The 18258-nt window shown below is 58.5% G+C and carries 13 protein-coding genes; 12 read left to right on the forward strand and 1 reads right to left on the reverse strand.

Annotated features, from left to right (window positions below):
- Positions 1–124: 124 nt before the first annotated feature.
- From E1J53_RS07470 to E1J53_RS07505, 8 genes are all read left to right on the forward strand, one after another.
- Positions 125–697 carry an outer membrane beta-barrel protein gene (locus tag E1J53_RS07470; RefSeq protein WP_173021395.1) on the forward strand — a complete coding sequence of 191 codons (573 nt, stop codon included), beginning with the start codon at positions 125–127 and terminating at the stop codon, positions 695–697.
- 646 nt (positions 698–1343) lie between these two features.
- Complete coding sequence (locus E1J53_RS07475) at positions 1344–1883, forward strand: hypothetical protein (RefSeq protein WP_134272416.1); 540 nt, start codon at positions 1344–1346, stop codon at positions 1881–1883.
- A gap of 221 nt (positions 1884–2104) precedes the next feature.
- Positions 2105–3001: an amidohydrolase family protein gene (locus E1J53_RS07480; protein ID WP_173021396.1), complete on the forward strand. Its 897-nt coding sequence runs from the start codon at positions 2105–2107 to the stop codon at positions 2999–3001.
- A 197-nt stretch (positions 3002–3198) separates the two neighbouring features.
- Positions 3199–4056, forward strand: coding sequence for an SDR family oxidoreductase (locus tag E1J53_RS07485; RefSeq protein WP_173021397.1), 858 nt, complete (start codon positions 3199–3201; stop codon positions 4054–4056).
- The gene (locus E1J53_RS07490; protein WP_134272413.1) at positions 4053–5747 is read left to right on the forward strand and encodes a CoA-transferase; all 1695 of its coding nucleotides are present in this window, start codon (positions 4053–4055) and stop codon (positions 5745–5747) included. The genes E1J53_RS07485 and E1J53_RS07490 overlap by 4 nt, the downstream gene beginning before the upstream one ends.
- Positions 5748–5905: 158 nt before the next feature.
- Positions 5906–7483, forward strand: coding sequence for a M28 family peptidase (locus tag E1J53_RS07495; RefSeq protein WP_134272412.1), 1578 nt, complete (start codon positions 5906–5908; stop codon positions 7481–7483).
- 378 nt (positions 7484–7861) lie between these two features.
- Entirely contained in the window at positions 7862–8989 is a 1128-nt protein-coding gene (locus E1J53_RS07500) for a M57 family metalloprotease (RefSeq protein WP_134272411.1), read from the forward strand.
- A 143-nt stretch (positions 8990–9132) separates the two neighbouring features.
- Complete coding sequence (locus E1J53_RS07505; protein ID WP_134272410.1) at positions 9133–9855, forward strand: DsbA family protein; 723 nt, start codon at positions 9133–9135, stop codon at positions 9853–9855.
- On the opposite strand, the gene E1J53_RS07510 is transcribed toward E1J53_RS07505, so the two are convergent.
- Entirely contained in the window at positions 9856–13278 is a 3423-nt protein-coding gene (locus E1J53_RS07510) for a HEAT repeat domain-containing protein (RefSeq protein ID WP_134272409.1), read from the reverse strand.
- Between the two features lie 167 nt (positions 13279–13445).
- Between E1J53_RS07510 and E1J53_RS07515 the strand changes: the two genes are divergently transcribed.
- The 4 genes from E1J53_RS07515 (at position 13446) to E1J53_RS07530 (ending at position 18165) form a co-directional block, all read left to right on the forward strand.
- Positions 13446–14603 carry a beta-ketoacyl synthase N-terminal-like domain-containing protein gene (locus E1J53_RS07515; protein ID WP_173021398.1) on the forward strand — a complete coding sequence of 386 codons (1158 nt, stop codon included), beginning with the start codon at positions 13446–13448 and terminating at the stop codon, positions 14601–14603.
- A gap of 104 nt (positions 14604–14707) precedes the next feature.
- Positions 14708–15808 (forward strand): DUF3524 domain-containing protein, encoded by a 1101-nt coding sequence (locus E1J53_RS07520; RefSeq protein WP_134272407.1) that lies wholly within the window; start codon positions 14708–14710, stop codon positions 15806–15808.
- A gap of 19 nt (positions 15809–15827) precedes the next feature.
- A complete protein-coding gene (locus E1J53_RS07525; protein WP_216650021.1) occupies positions 15828–16967 on the forward strand; it encodes a glycosyl hydrolase in 1140 nt (379 codons plus the stop codon).
- Positions 16968–17010: 43 nt separating this feature from the next.
- Positions 17011–18165 carry a class I SAM-dependent RNA methyltransferase gene (locus E1J53_RS07530; RefSeq protein ID WP_134272405.1) on the forward strand — a complete coding sequence of 385 codons (1155 nt, stop codon included), beginning with the start codon at positions 17011–17013 and terminating at the stop codon, positions 18163–18165.
- Positions 18166–18258 lie beyond the last annotated feature (93 nt).

An 18258-nucleotide genomic window follows, 5' to 3' on the forward strand; every position in this document is an offset into this window, starting at 1 on the left:
ATAAGACCAGGGGATAGAGTAGACGTTAAAACATGTAATCAATAAGATTATTTAACTATATTTTATTCTCAATTTGATTTTAACCCCGTTTCTTTGTTCCTCAAATCAAAATGAACATCTTCCTTTGAAAAAGCTTCTTTTTCTCACTACCCTTTTGGCCCTTTTCGGTGCTTCACTGATCGGTCAGGACAACCAAACCTACCCCAAAATTGGCCTCGTTGCCGAGGGCGGCATCAGCTTCGGCGGAGACGCCCTGGCCACCGTCATTTTCACCGACGGTGAAGACCAGGACCTCAACGCCGGCCAGGGCGGATACCTGGCGGCGGGCGCTGCGCTTCACTTCACGGAGAACATCTCCCTGCGGGGCACCCTCGGGTTTCTATACCAAACCACGGCGGCGGAAAACGCCAACATCCGCCTGACCCGGCTTCCGCTCAACCTGGTGGGTTTCTACGAGTTTTCCAACGGCATCCGCGTGGGTGGCGGCGTGAGTTCCCACGCCAATATCCGACTGAAGGGAGACGGCTTTTTGCCGGACACGGACTACACGAGCAACCTTGGCCCCCGCTTCGAACTCGCCTACAAGTGGATTGGCCTAAGCTACACGGCCATGGAATACACCAGCGAAACGGACGGCGTATTTTCGGCTAACGCCATCGGCGTTTCCGTTTCTTTCGTCATCCCGAACCGCTATTGACGTACCGGAGGCTCCGTCCAGGACGGAGCCTCCAAGATTTTCCCCTCTCACGTCTAAGCCCCTAATCCCTAAATCAAATGCCCTGCTCGGGCACTACCATCCTAGTACCAACGATCCTACCCCTACTTCAAAAATCAAACGTTCCACCCCAAAAATTACCTTCCCAGCACCAACGACCCTACCCCTACTTCAAAAATCAAACGTCCCACCCCAGAAATTACCACCCCAGCACCAACGACCCTACCCCTACTTCAAACATCAAACGTCCCACCCCAGAAATTACCACCCCAGCACCAACGACCCTACCCCTACTTCAAACATCAAACATCCCACCCCAGAAATTACCTTCCCAGCACCAACGACCCTACCCCTACTTCAAAAATCAAACGTCCCACCCCAGAAATTACCTTCCCAGCACCAACGCCCCTACCCCTACATCAAACATCAAACGTCCCACCCCAGAAATTACCACCCCAGCACCAACGACCCTACCCCTACTTCAAACATCAAACGTCCCTCCCCAGAAATTACCTTCCCAGCACCAACGACCCTACCCCTACTTCAAACATCAAACGTCCCTCCCCAGAAATTACCACCCCAGCACCAACGACCCTACCCCTACTTCAAACATCAAACGCCCTACCCCATGAAAATCCCCCACCTATTCCTTTTTTGCCTGACCCTCTGCTGTTTTGGCTGCGGCAACGATGACGATCCTAGCCCGATGAATGACGGAGCGTTTACCTTCATGGGTGAAACGCAAAAGTTGCCGAACGCTCACATATACGAATATACCGCAGACCCTACCTCAAGAATGCATTACTACCTGGACCTCACAACCGATGAACTTACGGTCATCGAAGAAGGTAGGTGCAATGATGGTAAGGGCGATGCCGTCGTATTTCGCTTGAATATCCCCGACAATCGAGCTCAAATTTCTGGAACCTACACCTTTTCCGAAGGAAGTGACGAAACGTACACCATGTGGCAACTCGCGGTGCTCCGGGGGGTTGAAACCACCACCGAAGACTGTAATGCTGTTCGGGGCACCTTTTATCGAGCGATTTCGGGAGAGCTAGACCTAACACTCAGTGGTGACCAATTGGACCTAACCTTCACCATGACCGACCGATGGGGAAATGAAGCAACGGGCTTCTATCGTGGCGAAGTGCGAACTTTCCCATGACTCCCAATTCATTCGTGCTTAACTTAACGGTGTACCCAATGAGCAAGTCGCCCAGTTGATACTTGCTGGCCCCAAAAGAATGAATGCAAGTGAGTAAACGGTTAGTTTCTTTTAGCTTTCTTCTATCGGCAAAATCGGTGGGCATTACCAGCGTACTGCTCATTTTACTATGCCCCCTCATTAGCTGTACGCCCGAAGCCCCAAACTCGCATCGTTTGGGCATGGAAAAGCTCCACGATTGTCACGTGCATGCCCTCAGCCCCGAACTGTTACAAATCTGGCGAAATCGCGGGGTACCAATCAGCCGGCCTTCTTCCCACTATACGGACATTGACACCATCCTTTCCATATTGGGTGCTCAGTCCATTGACCTCATCAGCGTGGGATATTTTTTCACCAGTCCGGGAATGTATTCCGGAGCGGATGGTCGCGAACGCTTATCGGCGGAAAACGACTTCATCCTGCGCTGTTCCGCCCGTCGCCCCGAGCGGGTAAGGCCCTTCGTGGCCATCGACCTCCTGATGGAGGATCCGGTGGGCGAGATTGAGCGGTGCCGGAGAATCAACCCTAAGCTTGGTGTAAAAATCCACGCCGGGGTTTCTCGCCTGTTCCTGTCGGAACCCGAACACCGGTATCGTCTGCGAACAGTATTGGATCAAGCGGCCCAGGCGAATACTCCAGTTCTCCTCCATTTCGACAACCAGGACCCAAACTTCGGCCGCCGCGACTTCTCCCTACTACTGGATTCCGTTCTGGTTGACCTCCCCCCACTTGAATTACGACTTGCGCATTTAGGCAGCCGGGGCGGTAGGTTCTCCCCCCAAAACCTGGAAGTACTGAACGCCTTCCTCGATCGTCAACGGCGGGGAAAAATTCCCGAAGGGCATCAATTCCTGTTCGACTTTTCTGCCGTTGCCTTCCAGGAAAACGCAGAAGACATTCCCCCACTGACGCCCCAGGACGTCACCCTGCTAAACGAGTATTTTCAGGCGGTCGATCCGGATATTCTGATCTTCGGCTCCGATTACCCCCTCTACACCAGTGCGGAATACGCCCGAATACTCATGAACCCGCTGGGCATAGACCTCAACGCCCTGCACCAACTGACCCAAAAGTAGATGCTCCTCCTAGACTTTCAAGCAACTTATTCAGTATTTCACCCCGTTGGCAAATAGCAGACCAACAGACCAACAGACTAAATCACCAACAGACCAACTCCCCTCCTGCCCAATCCTGATGAGAATCATCCTCCCTTCAGACGATGATCAGCTATTCGCCTCGCTTTTCCCCGTATTTTTTCGGAAAGCTTTGGCCGATGAAACAGGACGGAAAATTACGGGGAAAAGTAGTCTGGATCACCGGTGCCTCCTCGGGCATCGGGGAACAACTCTGCCACGCCTGTGCCCGGGAGGGCGCGGATTTGATTATCTCGGCCCGAAGCAAAACCAAATTAGCGGGGGTAAGGGAGCAAGTCCTGGTGCACGGCGTTCGGATTGCCGTTCTTGCCTTTGATCTTGAGAAACTGGACACACTTCCCAATAAGGTGACGGAAGCCCTGGCGATCTACGGTCGGGTTGATGTGCTGATCAATAATGCGGGCATTGCGCTCAAAGACTGGGTCACCGCCACCAAGCTTGAGGTGGATCGGAAGGTCATGGACATCAATTATTTTGGTCCCCTTTGCCTCACTAAGGGAATTCTGCCCCACATGCTGGAACGGGGTTCGGGGCAATTGGTCGTCATCAGTAGTCTCTCGGGCAAATACGGCGTCCCAAAGATCTCTTCCTACGCCGCCTCCAAACACGCCCTGCACGGGTTCTACGAGACCCTCCGGAGTGAAATTGTGAATTCGGGAGTATTCATCACCATCATCATTCCCGGCATCATCCAAACCGAAATTACCGCCCACGCCCTGACCGGAGACGGCGGAAACTTCGGTAAGGTGGACAAGACCTTTCAGCGCGCGTATCCCGCAGACAAGGCCGCCCGGAAAATTGTCCGTGCCTTCCTGGCCAAACAAGAAGAAGTATTTGTCGGCGGCACCGAGGGGATCACCCTGCTGATCAATCGAATTTCCCCCTGGTTTTTGCGTCGCTTCATCCGCAATCACCCCATCAAGCGGCTGCGTAAGCTGAAAGAATTCTTCTCGTTCAAAAAACCATCGGGCGCATGAAGTGGACCGAGAAAGCACGACTCCTCTGGCACATTCTACGCTGGCGGCTCAGCTGGAGCAACCACGCCCTGGACTACCTGCCCCCCCGCGGCGACCGGAAAAAGTTTATCACGGCCCGGGATGCCGCAAGCCTGATTCCGGACGGCGCCACCGTCTTTTCCAGCGGGATCGCCGGCAACGCACGCTGTTCCATATTTTTCTACGCCCTCCGCAACCGCTACCAACACGATGGGCACCCGAAGGAACTTACCTGGATCAACTGCGGGGCCCAGGGGTCCCGCGGCCGGGTCCCCGGCACCATCGAAGAAATTGGGCTGCCGGGTTTGATGCAACGGTACCTCACCGCCCACATCGAAACGGCCAAGGCCCAGTTGCAACTCGGTCAGAACGGGAAGCTGGAACTCTATACCCTCCCCCAGGGCATCATCTCCCGGCTGCTGGAGGAGCAGGCGCAAGGACGAACGCACTACCTCTCCGAAGTAGGTCTGAACACTTTCGTTGATCCCGACTACGCGGGTGGCCCGGCCCTCACCCCAAACGCTACCGAAACCTACGTCACGCGGGAAGGTGAGCGGCTGCGCTACACGATGCCCCAGCCAGAGGTGGCGCTGCTGAGCGCACCCTACGCCGACGAAGAAGGCAACATCTATTTCCGTGATGCGGCGACGATCACCGAAAATATTCCGTCCATCAGGTCGGTGAAGCGGCACGGAGGAAAGGTGCTGGTAGCGGTCGCCAACCTGATCCCGAAAGCGGAAGCATCCATCAGTATCCCCTCCAGCATGGTGGACCACATCGTGGTCAATCCCTTCAACGAACAAACCGTTAGCGTCCCCCAAAACAAATTCTGGCCCTTGTTTACTCCGCAGTTCGGGGGAGACATCCGGGCGGCCGAAGACCGACTGAAATTCATCAATACCCTCCTGAAAATAACCCCGGTGCGCAGTGCCGTAGATAACCGGATGGCCAAACTGGCCGCCCAGCTCTTCGTAAAGGCCGTCCCACCACGGGGGATGATCAACATCGGAGTCGGCTTCCCCGAGGAAGTGGCGCGGGAGATTATTGAAGCGGGTCTGGAAGACAATTACGTGTTCACCACGGAAGCCGGGGCCTACGGTGGACTGCCCGCCCCCGGAATCTTCTTCGGCGCGGCCGTGGCTCCCCGTCACCTCGAATCCTCCTCCACCATGTTCGCACGCTACCATCAGGGCATCGACATGGCCGTCCTCGGCTTCCTCGAAGTCGATGAACTGGGCAACGTCAACGTCTCCAAACGGGGAGAAAACATCACCGATTACGTGGGGCCGGGAGGTTTCCCCGATATCGTCTACGGCGCCAGCAACATCATCTTCATCGGTCACTGGATGCAGGGAGGCGTGTTTCGCGAATCGGCGGGACAGATTACGCTGGAACGGCCCGGCCGCCCCAAGTTCGTCCGGCGAGTCAGAGAAATCACCTTCAACGGCCAGGAAGCATTGCGCCGGGGCAAAAGGGTATACTACGTCACGAACGTCGGTTACTTCCAACTTACGCCCGGGGGACTCGAATTACGGGGCATCTTCCCGGGCATTGACCCGCAACGGGATGTCCTTGACCAAACCGAAGCAGCACTTGTGCTTCCCCCCGAAGGAGCACCAACTCTCCTCAATTTGGACCGCCAGCTGACCATTGCGGAAATTCCCGAAGCTTAGTGCGCACTCCTCGGTGCCGCGGACGGGTATTCAACCCTTGCGGAAATTGTGGGTCCAAAAAATCGCTTACCTTCCGGTCTCATCTACACCAAAGACGCGGGACCTGGTCAGGCCCTTGGCCCCAACTCCCGTATTGTTTAATCAGTTCACCTCACCATATGAAAAACCGTATCTTATTGCTTGGCCTCCTGCTCACGGCGGCCATCTCCTTCGTGGCGGCCCAGGAGCCCGTCAACGAAGAACTCAACACCATCATCCGTAAACACGGGCTCGACCAGAGCAAGGTTATGGAGCACGCCGGATGGATGACCGACGTCTACGGCCCCCGCCTCACCGGCTCACCCATGCTGGACAAGGCCACCGACTGGGCCGTCAAAAGCCTCAAAGACTGGGGCATGAAGAACGTCCACCTGGAAAAATGGGGCCCCTTCGGTCGTGGCTGGGAGATGTCCCACTTCGAAATGCACCACTCCGGACCGAGCTACTGGCCCATCATCGCCTACCCAAAGGCCTGGTCTCCCTCGGTCAAGGGAACCGGTGAAGTCGTCTACCTGGACGCCAAAACCGTAGAGGATCTCGCTAAGTACGAGGGCAAGCTCGCCGGGAAGTTCGTCCTGCTGGACACCATCCGGGACGTAGAGGAACCCTTCGACCCCATGGCCCGCCGCCACGACGCCGAAAGCCTCCTGCGCCTGGCCAATGCTCCCGAGCCTACCCCCCGTCCGCGCCGGAACTACAGCAACCTCGGTCGCTTTGAATTCCGCCGGGCCCTCTGGGACATGCTCGACAAGGAAGCGCCCCTGGCCATCCTCGACCGCAGCTACAAGGGAGACCTGGGAACCGTTTTCGTCAGCGGCGCCCGCGCCGCCGGTGGTAGCGCCCGTGACGAGGGGCAGAACGTAGTGCCCCAGTTCACCGTGTCCGTAGAGCACTACAACCGCATCCTCCGTAACCTCATGCGGGGCGTTCCCGTGGAGTTAAGCGTGGAGCTCGAGGCGCGCTACACCAACCCCGACGGCATGGAGCACAACATCATCGCCGAAATTCCCGGAACGGATCTGAAGGATGAAGTAGTGATGTTCGGTGCCCACTTCGACTCCTGGCACACCGGCACGGGCGCGACCGACAACGCCGCCGGCTCGACCGTTATGATGGAAGCCGCCCGCATCCTGCTGGAAACCATTAAGGAAAGTGGCGTGCAGCCCCGCCGCACCCTCCGCCTCGCCCTCTGGACGGGCGAAGAGCAGGGACTTTTCGGTTCACGGGGATACGCCGCGGAGCATTTCGCCGATTTCGGCGACAATGGCTACACCCCCCAGGGGGACATGAAACCCGAGCAGAAGAAAATTTCCGCCTACTACAACCTGGATAACGGCACCGGAAAGATCCGGGGCATTTACCTCCAGGGCAACGGAGCGGTCGCCCCCATCTTCCGGGCCTGGCTGCAGCCCTTCGCGGACCTGGACGCCACCACCGTTTCCATGTCCAACACCGGTGGCACGGATCACCTGGCCTTCGATGCCGTCAACATCCCCGGCTTCCAGTTCATCCAGGAGCCCATGGCCTACTTCGCCCGCACCCACCACTCCAACATGGATAATTTTGACCACCTCGTGGAGGAAGACCTCGCCCAGGCGGCCACCATCATCTCCTCCTTCATCATGCACACCGCGATGCGGGACGAGATGCTGCCCCGCAAGCCCGTAAAGGAAGAAGCCGAGACCGAAGGAAGATAATCCTTTTGCCTTCCGACATTACGGATTTGCCCCCCATCAGATATTTGGTGGGGGGCGTTTTTATTGGCGGGTTTTTGAAGAGTGAGGAAGCCAGATATTTTGGGCCCGGGGGGCGGGTGCCGTGGATATTCGCGGGGCGCAATGAGGTTATGGACTAGGAATACACCAGCTCACGCTGACAGTACACAGCCAGTCTTACAGGCCCATACGAATTGATATTTAAATAATATTTATTATACTTAGGGTCCAATTGTAGTACCAGCTCGGCGCATTCTCATCTACGCGAGGTGCTGCATCCATTGTTCACCTGGGACCCGCCCCACTCCGTACTCGTGCCTTATCTCGCCTTCGGAATGGTCTTCCCGTTAAGCTCGTTTTATGCGTTCTCGCTCTAACCTTCACCTTCTTCTTTCCTCCCTGGTGCTCTTGCTTCTTTTCTCGTGTACCCAAGACCTCAGTTTGGGAGAACACCATGAACCCACCCCCCCGCAGGATGCCTCAGCTTACCTGAATGCACTGGATAACATGGGAATCACCCCCCGTTCACTGGAAATCTGGGAGAATCACGTGTTCGTTGACGGTGATCTCGTGTTCGAGAAACAGGCTTTACTCCAGAAAGCCATCGTCCTTACCGAAGTAGTCAGCTACAGCAACGTACAAACGATTGATTACTACATCACACCCTGGACCTTCACCCCTACCGAAATATCCCTGATTGACATGGCCGCAGCCGAATGGAGTAACATCACCGATTGTGCCATCAATTTTCGCCGGGCCAGAGGCTACAAAGATGCTGACATGATCGTCACCAACTTCAGTTATCGCTCCCTGCCGGAAGAAATGCAGGAATCATCCGCCTTTGGCATCGCCTGGTTTCCCCAGAACGGAAACGTTGGTCGTTGGGTCGCCATCAATAATGAAGATTCCAGCGTGGCGGGTGCTACGAACACCCAGTTCCGCCTGCTGGTGAAACATGAAATGGGTCATGCACTTGGCTTTACGCATTCCAATCTCGGACACGTCCCTTTAACCATCAATAACGGACAAAGTGGTTCCTTCAGTAAGGTTCACCTCCTGTGTACCCTCACCTCCGAAACGGGGAATTTAATGCAGTCCGGCGGAGCCGCCGGCGGAATATCGGGACTGGCAGACCTAAGTGCTGATGAACGCCTGGCCTCTCACAAAATGTATCCCGGCTACTTTGCGGGCCCATCCATCACCGGCCATACCGTATGCTATTCTGGGTCTAACCGCTACATCAAGTTTACCATGAATACGGGAAACGACGATCCCGTCACCGCCAAGGTAGAGCGGTATTTTCCCTGGATCACGGGTAGTCCCGCCGGGGTTTCCGGAACTTTGCTGCTTGATGGATGCGGCAATACCGGCAGAAGTATCACGGTTCCGACGCCCACCGGCTCCTGGAATTACCGGGTCCGGTTGAGCAATTTTGAGGGGGACTATTTCGGTGCACCCTCCGGTTCTTACTACGCAACGGTTAATTAACTGAACTGAATTTTCGGCACTTCGCTGCCTCGCCTGGCTACACCTAGCCGACGCAGCGGAGTGTCAGTTTCCCACCCCTACCCCAAATCAATTAGCCCTCCTCACGCGTTGCTCAGGTATCCGTCCCTGATCAACCATTACCCATGACCACTCCTCCCCCCGCCACTCACTGCGACCCCGCAACCGGCCTCTGTACCCCAGCCGCTCTGGCGGCTGCCCCCCAACCGGATGTCTTCCGGAATGACGTGGAGGTCATTTACGTCGGAGACCCGATGTGTTCCTGGTGTTGGGGCATCTCCCCGGCACTGTTCCGCCTGAAGGAAGCGGCGGAGGCCAACGGCATACCCTACCGCACCGTGCTGGGTGGCTTACGGCCGGACAACACGGAAGCATGGACCGATGACTTCAAAAAATTCCTCGCCCACCACTGGGAAGAGGTCAACCGGCGCAGCGGGCAGCCCTTCGGGTCCCAACTCTTCAAGCGCGACCACTTCCAGTACAATACCGAACCCGCCTGCCGGGCGGTCGTCACGGTCCGGCACCTGGCCCCCGAGCTGGAGGCCCGGGCATTTGAATTGATTCAGCACCACTTCTACGTCCGGAACGAAGACCCCGGCACCGAAGCCTTCTACCGCCCCATCTGCGACGAGCTCGGACTGGATTTCACAACCTTTGTCGAGCAATTCACCAGCGAAGCCATGCGGTCGGCTACCCTAGCCGACTTTCAGCGCAGTCGGGCCTGGGGCGTCACAGGATTCCCGACGGTCATCTTCCGCCAGCAGGACCAACTCTTCGCCATCGCCCGCGGCTACGCCACCTTCGAGCAAATGTGGAACGCGGTAGAGCAGCTGTCTCAGGAAGCCTGATTACTTCGATTCCTCCGCCTCCAAACTCCCCAGATAGGCCACCAGATCACGAATCTGTCTTTTGGTGAGCACCCCATCCATGCTTGGCATACTGGACGGGAGGCTCTCCTGCTCGAGGATTTCTTCCATTGGGATGGTCCGGAGGTCCTCCTTACCAATCTGTAGTTTGAGGTAATCCTCCGCCCGTTCGAGCACCGTGCCGGCGATGGCGGAGCTATCCGCCAGGGTCACCAACACCGTTTCGTAGCCGGGGGCGAGTTGGTAACTGGGCTTGATGACCGAAAGCAGCAACTCCTTTTTGCTCAGTCGGTCAGCAACCCCGGCCAGGCCAGGCCCCACGTTACCGCCGTATTCGAATACGGCGTGGCAGCGGGTGCACTGGGCCGATTCGTTTCCGTAAAATATCCGGGCACCACGACGAATGTCTCCACCACTGAGGGCGGCCGCGTAAAGCCCCAGATCCGGGTCCTGTTGCTCCGCGTACTGGGAAAGTTCCGCCGTCAGCGATGCATCTTCCTGGGCTTCCACGGCCTCGACCAGATCGAGCACCACGTCGGGGGACATACCTCCGGCGGCAAGCTTTTCAATTTCCTCCCGCAGTAGATTTCTGGCTCCATCATCGTCGATGACGCCCAGCCCCTGCAGCGCCGACTGCTGCTCCTCCACGGAGCCCTTCGCCAGGACTTCACCGTAAAGGGTAACCGCCCGCGTTCCGCTGATGGAGGACTCAGGGAGGATTTCCAGCGCCAGTGCCCGGACCCCGGCGTCGCGGTCGGCCAGGGCCGTTTCCAGATGCTCATCCATATTCGCTACGCGCAGGGCGTTCAGAGCCTGCAGCGCAGCCTTCCGGGTATCAGCGGCCGGAGCGGCGGTCAGAATTTGCGCCAACTGCTCAGTGGTGCCGCTCAGCCCCAGTCTTCCCGCGGTGTTGATGGCCGCCAGGCGCAGTTCACCGTTTTCCTCGGCAAACAGGCCGTCGATGATGGCCATCACCCGTTCTCCCGCCACGGCAGAATCGCGCTTGATGACGCCCCGGTAGCGACCGTCTACGCGGTCGAATACGGAGGGACTGCCCCAGCTCGCCAGGGCCGCCAGGGCCTCTGCCCGCATGGCCGCGGGAGCCGCACCCTTGTTGGCGTAGGCCACCAGTCGGTCAATGGAGGCGTCATCCCCTACCCGCACGTTGGCGTTGATCGCTCGCCGCAAAAAGGGCGCGCCGGTGAAGGACGTCCCCGCCAGGCTCGCGGCCAGGTCCGGCAGCGCCGCCTCGATGGAAAAATCGTCGTTAATTCCCCGGGCCGCTTCGGTTGCCACGTACTCGCTCTCGTCCTGGAGGAATGCGGAAATTTGGGGCGATTCCATCCGCCGCAGCGCTACGGCTGCGGCCGTACGCACTTCCTGCGAGGGGTCGTTGGCGAGTGCCGCCATGGCGTCCTCGTCCCCAATCCGACCGAGCGCAATCATGCTGCCGGCACGGAGCCAGGTGTCCACCCCGTCGTTGGTCCGCACCAATTCGACGATGGGGGCCACGGCAGACTTTTCCTCCGTCCGGCCCAGGGCCTCCATGGCGAAGAATCGGACGCGGGGCGATTCATGCTCCAGCAAGGTAATCAATGCTTCCCCGGCTCCGGCATACCGCACATCTCCGATCAGGCGAGCCGCCTGGGCCATGATCTCCGGGTCGCGGTCCGCCAGAAAGGACGCAAGATTTTCGGCTACGGCGGCATCCTGCCGCGATAACTGGGCCACGCCCCAGAGGCCGTGAATGCGGGCCAGTTGATTATCGGCCGCCCGGGCCGACTCCAATAGGGTGGACAGACCTTCGTCCTCACGATCCACCAGTTCAAACTGGGCCCGCCGGCGCACCCGTTGGTCCTGGTGCCCCAGTAAGGCGCCGAGTTCAGCGGGAGATTTTGCGGTAAAATCGGCCAGTAACAGCCCCTTCGTTTCCTGCCGGATGGGGTCGTCCGCCCCACCCGGAACGTCGAGCTTCCAGATGCGGCCCGCATCTTTGGTGCCCCAACCGTTGATCCAGTCCCCGAAGTAGAGGCTACCGTCGGCACTGAAGTCGAGACCCGTGGGCAACAGTCCACTCACGATGGCTTTGGTGGAATCCAGGGCGAAACCCGCCCCGTCGGGTTTGAGGGTGAAGGCATGCACGGGAGAATTACTGGGAGAGCCCCGGAATTCCGCCACGAAGAAATGCTGGTACCACTCCGGCCCCAGGGCCGTACCGGGATTGTAAACCATGCCCGTCGGACCGTTGACGTAATTCTGTATGGTCGGCAGGATGTAGGCGGCCTGTCCCTCCCAGCGGGGCACGTGCAGTTTTTCGTCCATCCACACTTTGTAGGTGTTGTTGTCGGGATCGGAATACTTCCCGAACTGCCAGTTGATCCGCCAGCCGGTATCCGAGCCGTCAATCAGGTACACCAGCCGTTCGCGTTCCCCCCGGTGGTCGCCGTCGTTGTCCACCGAAATGAGGTTGCCGTAATCATCGAAGACAAATTCGTGGGTATTTCTCACCCCCATGGCAAAAACCTCGAAGTTGCTGCCGTCGGGTTCGGAACGGACCACCACCCCGCGGTTCGGATACTTCCACCGCTTGCCGGACTTATCCACCACGTTCATGCCAATGTCCCCGATGCCCCACCAGATGCGGCCCAAGGGGCCAACGGTCACACCGGACATCCCGTGACCACTAAACCCGATGTGCACCGCAAAGCCGTGCGCCAGGGAGGTAGTCTTATCGGCCCGTCCGTCCTGATCTTCGTCGACCGTGCGCCAGAGGTCCGGCCCTACCCCAATGTAAACCTCACCGTCGTGGAATTCGATGCCGTTGGCTACGTCCGTGATCTCTTCGCCAAAGTCTTCCAGGTAGAGCTGCGCCCGGTCCGCGACGCCGTCGGCAGACTCATCAGTAAGAAACCATACCTGTTCCTTTTCTACGGTCAGGTCGCGCCAGTCCCGGACCCCGTCTTCGTTGAGGTCCTTGAGGTGGGCCACCGATTCTTCACTGTCCACACTAAAGGTCTTCCGCAAAAATTCGCGGCGGTCCTCCACGGTCTGGAAGGAAATGGAGGCCGTCATCCAGTTGCGGTGCCCCCGGACGTCAAATTCCGAGTTTGTCTGTCGGGTGGCGCTGGTGTAAAAGATGCGACCGTCGGGCGCAACGCTGATGGCAATCGGGTCGGAAATGAGTGAATCCGTGGCCCAGAGGGACAACTCCAGGGCTTCATCGACCTGAACGTTAACCTCCTGCCGTAGTTTTCCCGCCAGTTCCCGGGCGGCGTCCGGATTAAGGGTGATCGACCGATCCGGGTAGCGTGGCCCAGTGGGGGCGGACTCGCAGGTAATGAGGCCCATACCCAAACAAGTGAGCAGGCAGATGGTGATGAGGGCAGAACTCCGGGTGCGTAGCATATGGTTACCGTTGTTGTAGATCGAGGGACAAAAATAAATTTTCTCTTCTAGGACGACGAAATGGTCGGACTACCGGGACATCACCAAAGCAATGACTTTTACGTGATGTGGAGAAGTTGCCTAAACCCATCAAATATCCGCACCTTTGCCGTCCCAAAAATCAAGGCTTGCGCATTCATATCCACGGACGGGGTAGCATTTCGGCGGCGGGGCAGCATCCTGTGGCCGCCTGGGAGACCTATTTATCCGGGCAACCCACCTGGAAAAAGACGCCCGATGCTTCCCTTCCGGTTTACCCCGTCGAGCCCGACCCGAACGCGCCCGCCTACCGGTACGCCGCGGAAAGAAAGCACGGAAGAACCGCCATGCTGGCCATCATGGCCGCCGAGCAGGCCGTCCGGGAAGCTGGCTGGGAAGACCAGGATTTTGCCATCCTGGTGGGCTGCAGCCGTGGCCCCACCGGCGAATGGGAAAAACACTTCACGGAATTTAGCGCAACGGGGCGGTTGGAAACCCGCACCTCTCCCTCCACTACCCTCGGCAGCATCGGCTTCGCCCTGGGGGAATACTTTGGCAATCGGTCGCTGGCGAGCAGCCTCAGCGTCACCTGTTCTTCCGGTATGCACGCCCTGCTCCACGGCATCGCCCTGCTGGAGGCCGGCATGGCCGACCGGGTGCTCGTGGGGGGCGCCGAAGCTCCCCTCACCGCCTTTACGCTGCAGCAAATGCAGGCCCTGCGCATTTACGCCACCCGGCCAGCGGCCGGGCAGCACGCCTGCACACCCCTGGCTAAGACGCCTTCCGGTATGGTGATTGGGGAAGGTGCGGCGTTCCTGGCCCTCAGCCGATTACCCCGGCACCTGCCCTCCGGGCCCAACCTTTCCAACACCCTACCCAGCATTACCGGCCTGGGCTTTTCCCGGGAATCGGGCAAAACCGCCACGGGCATCAGTCCGGAGGGAGATGGTTTACTGGCGGCCATGAAAATGGCTACCGACGGCCGGCACTTACCCGACCTTATCATCGCCCACGCCCCGGGAACCCCCAAGGGGGACGCCGCGGAAATCAGGGCCGTCCGAAAGCTGTGGAAGAACGTTCCGGGGGATCCCGCCCTAACTTCCCTCAAGTGGGCCACCGGCCATACTTTCGGCGCCAGTGGCCCCCTGGCCCTGGACGCGGCCATCAGCATGATGGTTCACCAAAAAGCCATCTATCTACCCTACCCCAACTATATGAACACGCCCTGGGCGCTGGGGGCCGTCATGGTCAACGCCACGGGTTTCGGGGGCAATGCGGTCAGCGTTCGCCTGGAAATGAAGCCTTAAGTAAAATTTGGCTAACGCAGGTGCCAGGTAAATGGGTATGGCAAGGTAGGTACGGCCTGCGGCGGATTGGGGAATATTCCTAAACCACCGATCTTACCTCCGTGATGAAAAGGATTTACCTACTGGAGCCCTACCTCACCGGTTCCCACCAACGGTGGGCCGAAGGGCTGGTCCGTCACAGCGGGCACCAGATTCGCCTCATCGGCCGGCCCGGCCGGTTCTGGAAGTGGCGGATGCACGGAGCGGCGGTATCCATGGCCGGGGAGGTAAACCAGCTGCCCCCTCCCGATTTGATCCTGGCCACCGACATGCTGGACGTCGCGACCTTCCGGGCCCTGTGTCGCCATCGGTGCCCGGTGGCCCTCTACTTCCACGAAAATCAAATCACCTACCCCTGGAGCCCGACCGACGAGGACGTACCCCTGCAGAGGGACCGCCATTACGGTTGGATCAACTACGTCAGCGCCCTGGCCGCCGACGCCATTGCCTTTAACTCCCACTATCACCAACGATCTTTTCTGGGGGCACTTCCCGACTTCCTGAAGGTCTTTCCCGACGACCAGGTTCCGGATACCGTCGATACCATTACGGGCAAGAGCAAGGTAATTCCGCTGGGGGTGGATTTACCGTCACTCCCTCCGTCCACGCGAGCACCGGGGCCACCCATCCTACTTTGGAACCACCGCTGGGAATACGATAAGGGCCCCGCGGCTTTTTTCGGGGTGTGCCGTCGGTTGAAGGAGGCTAAGGTTCCGTTCCGACTCATCGTGCTCGGGGAGCACACCCAGCGGTATCCACAGGAATTTCATACCGCCCGGGGCGAATTTTCCCGGCAAATTTTGCACTGGGGTTACGCGGAAGACCGGGCGACCTACTGGCAATTATTGCGGATGGCGGACCTGATGCCCGTGACCAGTCGGCAGGATTTCTTTGGCATCAGCGCCGTCGAGGGGATGCATGCGGGGGCCTGGCCCCTCTTGCCCGACCGCCTGGCTTTCCCGGAACACCTGCCGCCCGATTGCGACGGCGTACTGTACCGCGGAGAGGAGGAGCTTGCGGCCCGTTGCGTTGACCTGCTGCGGGAGGGATCCCTTCCGGAAAGCGCTGCCCTGCGGGAACATATCCGGCAATACCGGTGGGAACGGATGATCGGGAAGTACGATGCGTGGCTGGAAGAATGCTGCGATCGTCCCCTCCTACCGTAAGATGACCTATCTTGGGAAAGTGGAAATACGAACCGAAAAATTTTGTCTCCGCAACGCCCTGCTCCTCATCCTGCTCGGCCTGCACCTGCCCCTCGGGGCCCAATTACTTCCTACGTCCATGGTAGATCCTGACGCTACGAAAGCTACCCAGTCTTTGTACGAGAACCTGCGGGCACTCGCCCCCGAAAAGACGCTATTCGGCCACCAGGACGCCTTCGCCTACGGCGTGGAATGGAAGCACTGGCACCGGCGCCGCTCCGACGTTCAGGACGTGTGCGGCCAGCATCCCGCCGTGTTTGGATGGGACGTTTCCAAACTCGGACAACGCCCCTACAACATCGACACCGTGGACTTCCGGGCCATGCAGGGCTGGATTCGGCAGGCCTACCGTATGGGGGGCATCAACACCATCAGCTGGCACCTGGACAATTTCCTCGGTGGCGACTCCTGGACCACGGGCACCCCTACCGTGGCGGCCATCCTCCCCGGAGGCACCCACCACGAGCAGTACCGGGCCAAGCTGGACCTCTTCGCGGATTTCCTGCGTGAACTCAAGGTGGGCTTCCCCGTGCAACGCCCGGTGCCCATCATCTTCCGTCCCTTTCACGAGCATACCGGAAACTGGTTCTGGTGGGGTAAGCCCCACGCCACGGCCGAGCAGTACAAAGCACTCTGGCGTTTCACGGTCAGTTACCTGCGCGACGAGCAGCAGATTCATCAACTGCTCTACTGTTATTCTCCGGACGTGGTAAAGAATGAAGAGGAATACCTCGAATACTATCCCGGAGACGAATACGTGGATATTCTCGGCCTGGACGATTACCACGACGTAGGTCGCTGGGGCCGGGCGAAGCAGCTCACCAAACGCCTGAGTATGCTGGTGCAGCTGGCGGAAGAGCGGGGTAAGGTGGCCGCCCTGACGGAAACGGGTTACGAAGCCGTCCCGGAACGGAAATGGTGGACGGACACCCTGCTGCGGCATCTGGAGGCCAGTCCGGAGGCCCGGCGAATTGCCTGGGTACTGCTGTGGCGCAACGCCCGCAAGGACCATCATTACGGTCCCTATCCGGGTCACCCCTCCGCGGAGAACTTCCGGGAATTTGCCGGAAGTGAAAACATGCTTTTTCTGGACGAACTGCCGAATATGTATCGCCGGTAAAAGAAAATGACCACTGTGGGTGATTCCGTATACCTTTGCGGCCATGTTGCAAATCGCCATCACCACCTTTGAGAACCTGGAAGAAGTACTTGCCGAAGAAATTCGATCCATCGGCGGACAGGACGTGACCGTCGGTCGGCGCGTCGTTACCTGCCGCGGAGATAAGACCTTCCTGTACCGGGCCAATCTGGAACTCCGCACCGGCATCAGGGTACTGATTAACATCGGTCGGTTTCGGGCCCGCTCCGAACAGGAGATGTATGACCGCCTGAAGAGGATGGACTGGAGTCCTCATTTGAAGCAAGACGGGACGCTCCTGATCGATGCGGTTACCCAATCGCCTCGGTTCCGCAATGGTTTCTACCTTTCTCAGTTGACCAAGGACGCCATCGTTGACCAATTTCGGGAACGGACGGGTGAGCGGCCGTCGGTGAGTAAGGACGATCCGGACTTACGGGTGCAACTGCATCTGACGAAAAACAATGAGGTCACCGTCAGCCTGGATGCTTCCGGTCAGGGCCTGCACCGACGGGCTTACCGGAAGCGCACCGGTGGTGCTCCCCTGAATGAAGTCCTGGCCGCCGGGATGCTCCTCCTTGCGGACTACGACGGCAGCCTTCCGTTCGTTGATCCCATGTGTGGTTCGGGCACCTTACTGGCCGAGGCGGCCATGATCGCCGCGGGCCAGGCACCGGGACTGCACCGGAATTTCGGTTTTGAACGTTGGCCCGATTTCGATCCCGCCCTGTGGTCTTCCGTGCGGCAGGCGGCGCTGAACCGTATCCAAACACCCCCACAGCCCATTCTGGGATCCGACATTGATGAGCTGACGGTTTCTCTGGCCAAGGTGACGCTGGAGCGCACGGGTTTACTCCGCCACGTAACGTTTCGTTTCGGGCCCTTCGCGGACCTGGACCCGCTGCCGGTGGGCGAAGCGGGTGGCCTGCTGGTTACCAATCCACCCTACGAAATGCGGCTGAAAACGGGGAATATCGAAGCACTGTATGCTTCCATCGGTGACACCCTGAAGACGAAGTGGACGGGCTACACGGCCTGGCTCATCTCCGCAAACCCTGCCGCGGTAAAAAGCGTGGGACTGCGCACCAGCAAGAAGATCATGCTGATGAACGGTCCGGTGGAAACCCGGTATTGTCGTTATGACCTGTACGAAGGGTCGAAAAAGGAGGCCTCGGAATAGTACTGAAGCTACACCGCTAGACAAATGGACGTTTTGGTTCCTCTCCAGCGCAGCGTCTTGGAGAGGGAGAAAACGCATTTGTCTAGCAGTATA

Source organism: Lewinella sp. W8 (assembly GCF_004375085.3).
Lineage (GTDB): Bacteria > Bacteroidota > Bacteroidia > Chitinophagales > Saprospiraceae > Neolewinella.

Excerpts from the sequence above, each read along its gene's own strand:
- E1J53_RS07475 (WP_134272416.1), top strand. The coding sequence starts at position 1,344 with ATGAAAATCCCCCACCTATTCCTTTTTTGCCTGACCCTCTGCTGTTTT.
- E1J53_RS07480 (WP_173021396.1), top strand. The coding sequence starts at position 2,105 with ATGGAAAAGCTCCACGATTGTCACGTGCATGCCCTCAGCCCCGAACTG.
- E1J53_RS07485 (WP_173021397.1), top strand. The coding sequence starts at position 3,199 with ATGAAACAGGACGGAAAATTACGGGGAAAAGTAGTCTGGATCACCGGT.
- E1J53_RS07490 (WP_134272413.1), top strand. The coding sequence starts at position 4,053 with ATGAAGTGGACCGAGAAAGCACGACTCCTCTGGCACATTCTACGCTGG.
- E1J53_RS07495 (WP_134272412.1), top strand. The coding sequence starts at position 5,906 with ATGAAAAACCGTATCTTATTGCTTGGCCTCCTGCTCACGGCGGCCATC.
- E1J53_RS07500 (WP_134272411.1), top strand. The coding sequence starts at position 7,862 with ATGCGTTCTCGCTCTAACCTTCACCTTCTTCTTTCCTCCCTGGTGCTC.
- E1J53_RS07505 (WP_134272410.1), top strand. The coding sequence starts at position 9,133 with ATGACCACTCCTCCCCCCGCCACTCACTGCGACCCCGCAACCGGCCTC.
- E1J53_RS07510 (WP_134272409.1), bottom strand. The coding sequence starts at position 13,278 with ATGCTACGCACCCGGAGTTCTGCCCTCATCACCATCTGCCTGCTCACT.
- E1J53_RS07520 (WP_134272407.1), top strand. The coding sequence starts at position 14,708 with ATGAAAAGGATTTACCTACTGGAGCCCTACCTCACCGGTTCCCACCAA.
- E1J53_RS07530 (WP_134272405.1), top strand. The coding sequence starts at position 17,011 with ATGTTGCAAATCGCCATCACCACCTTTGAGAACCTGGAAGAAGTACTT.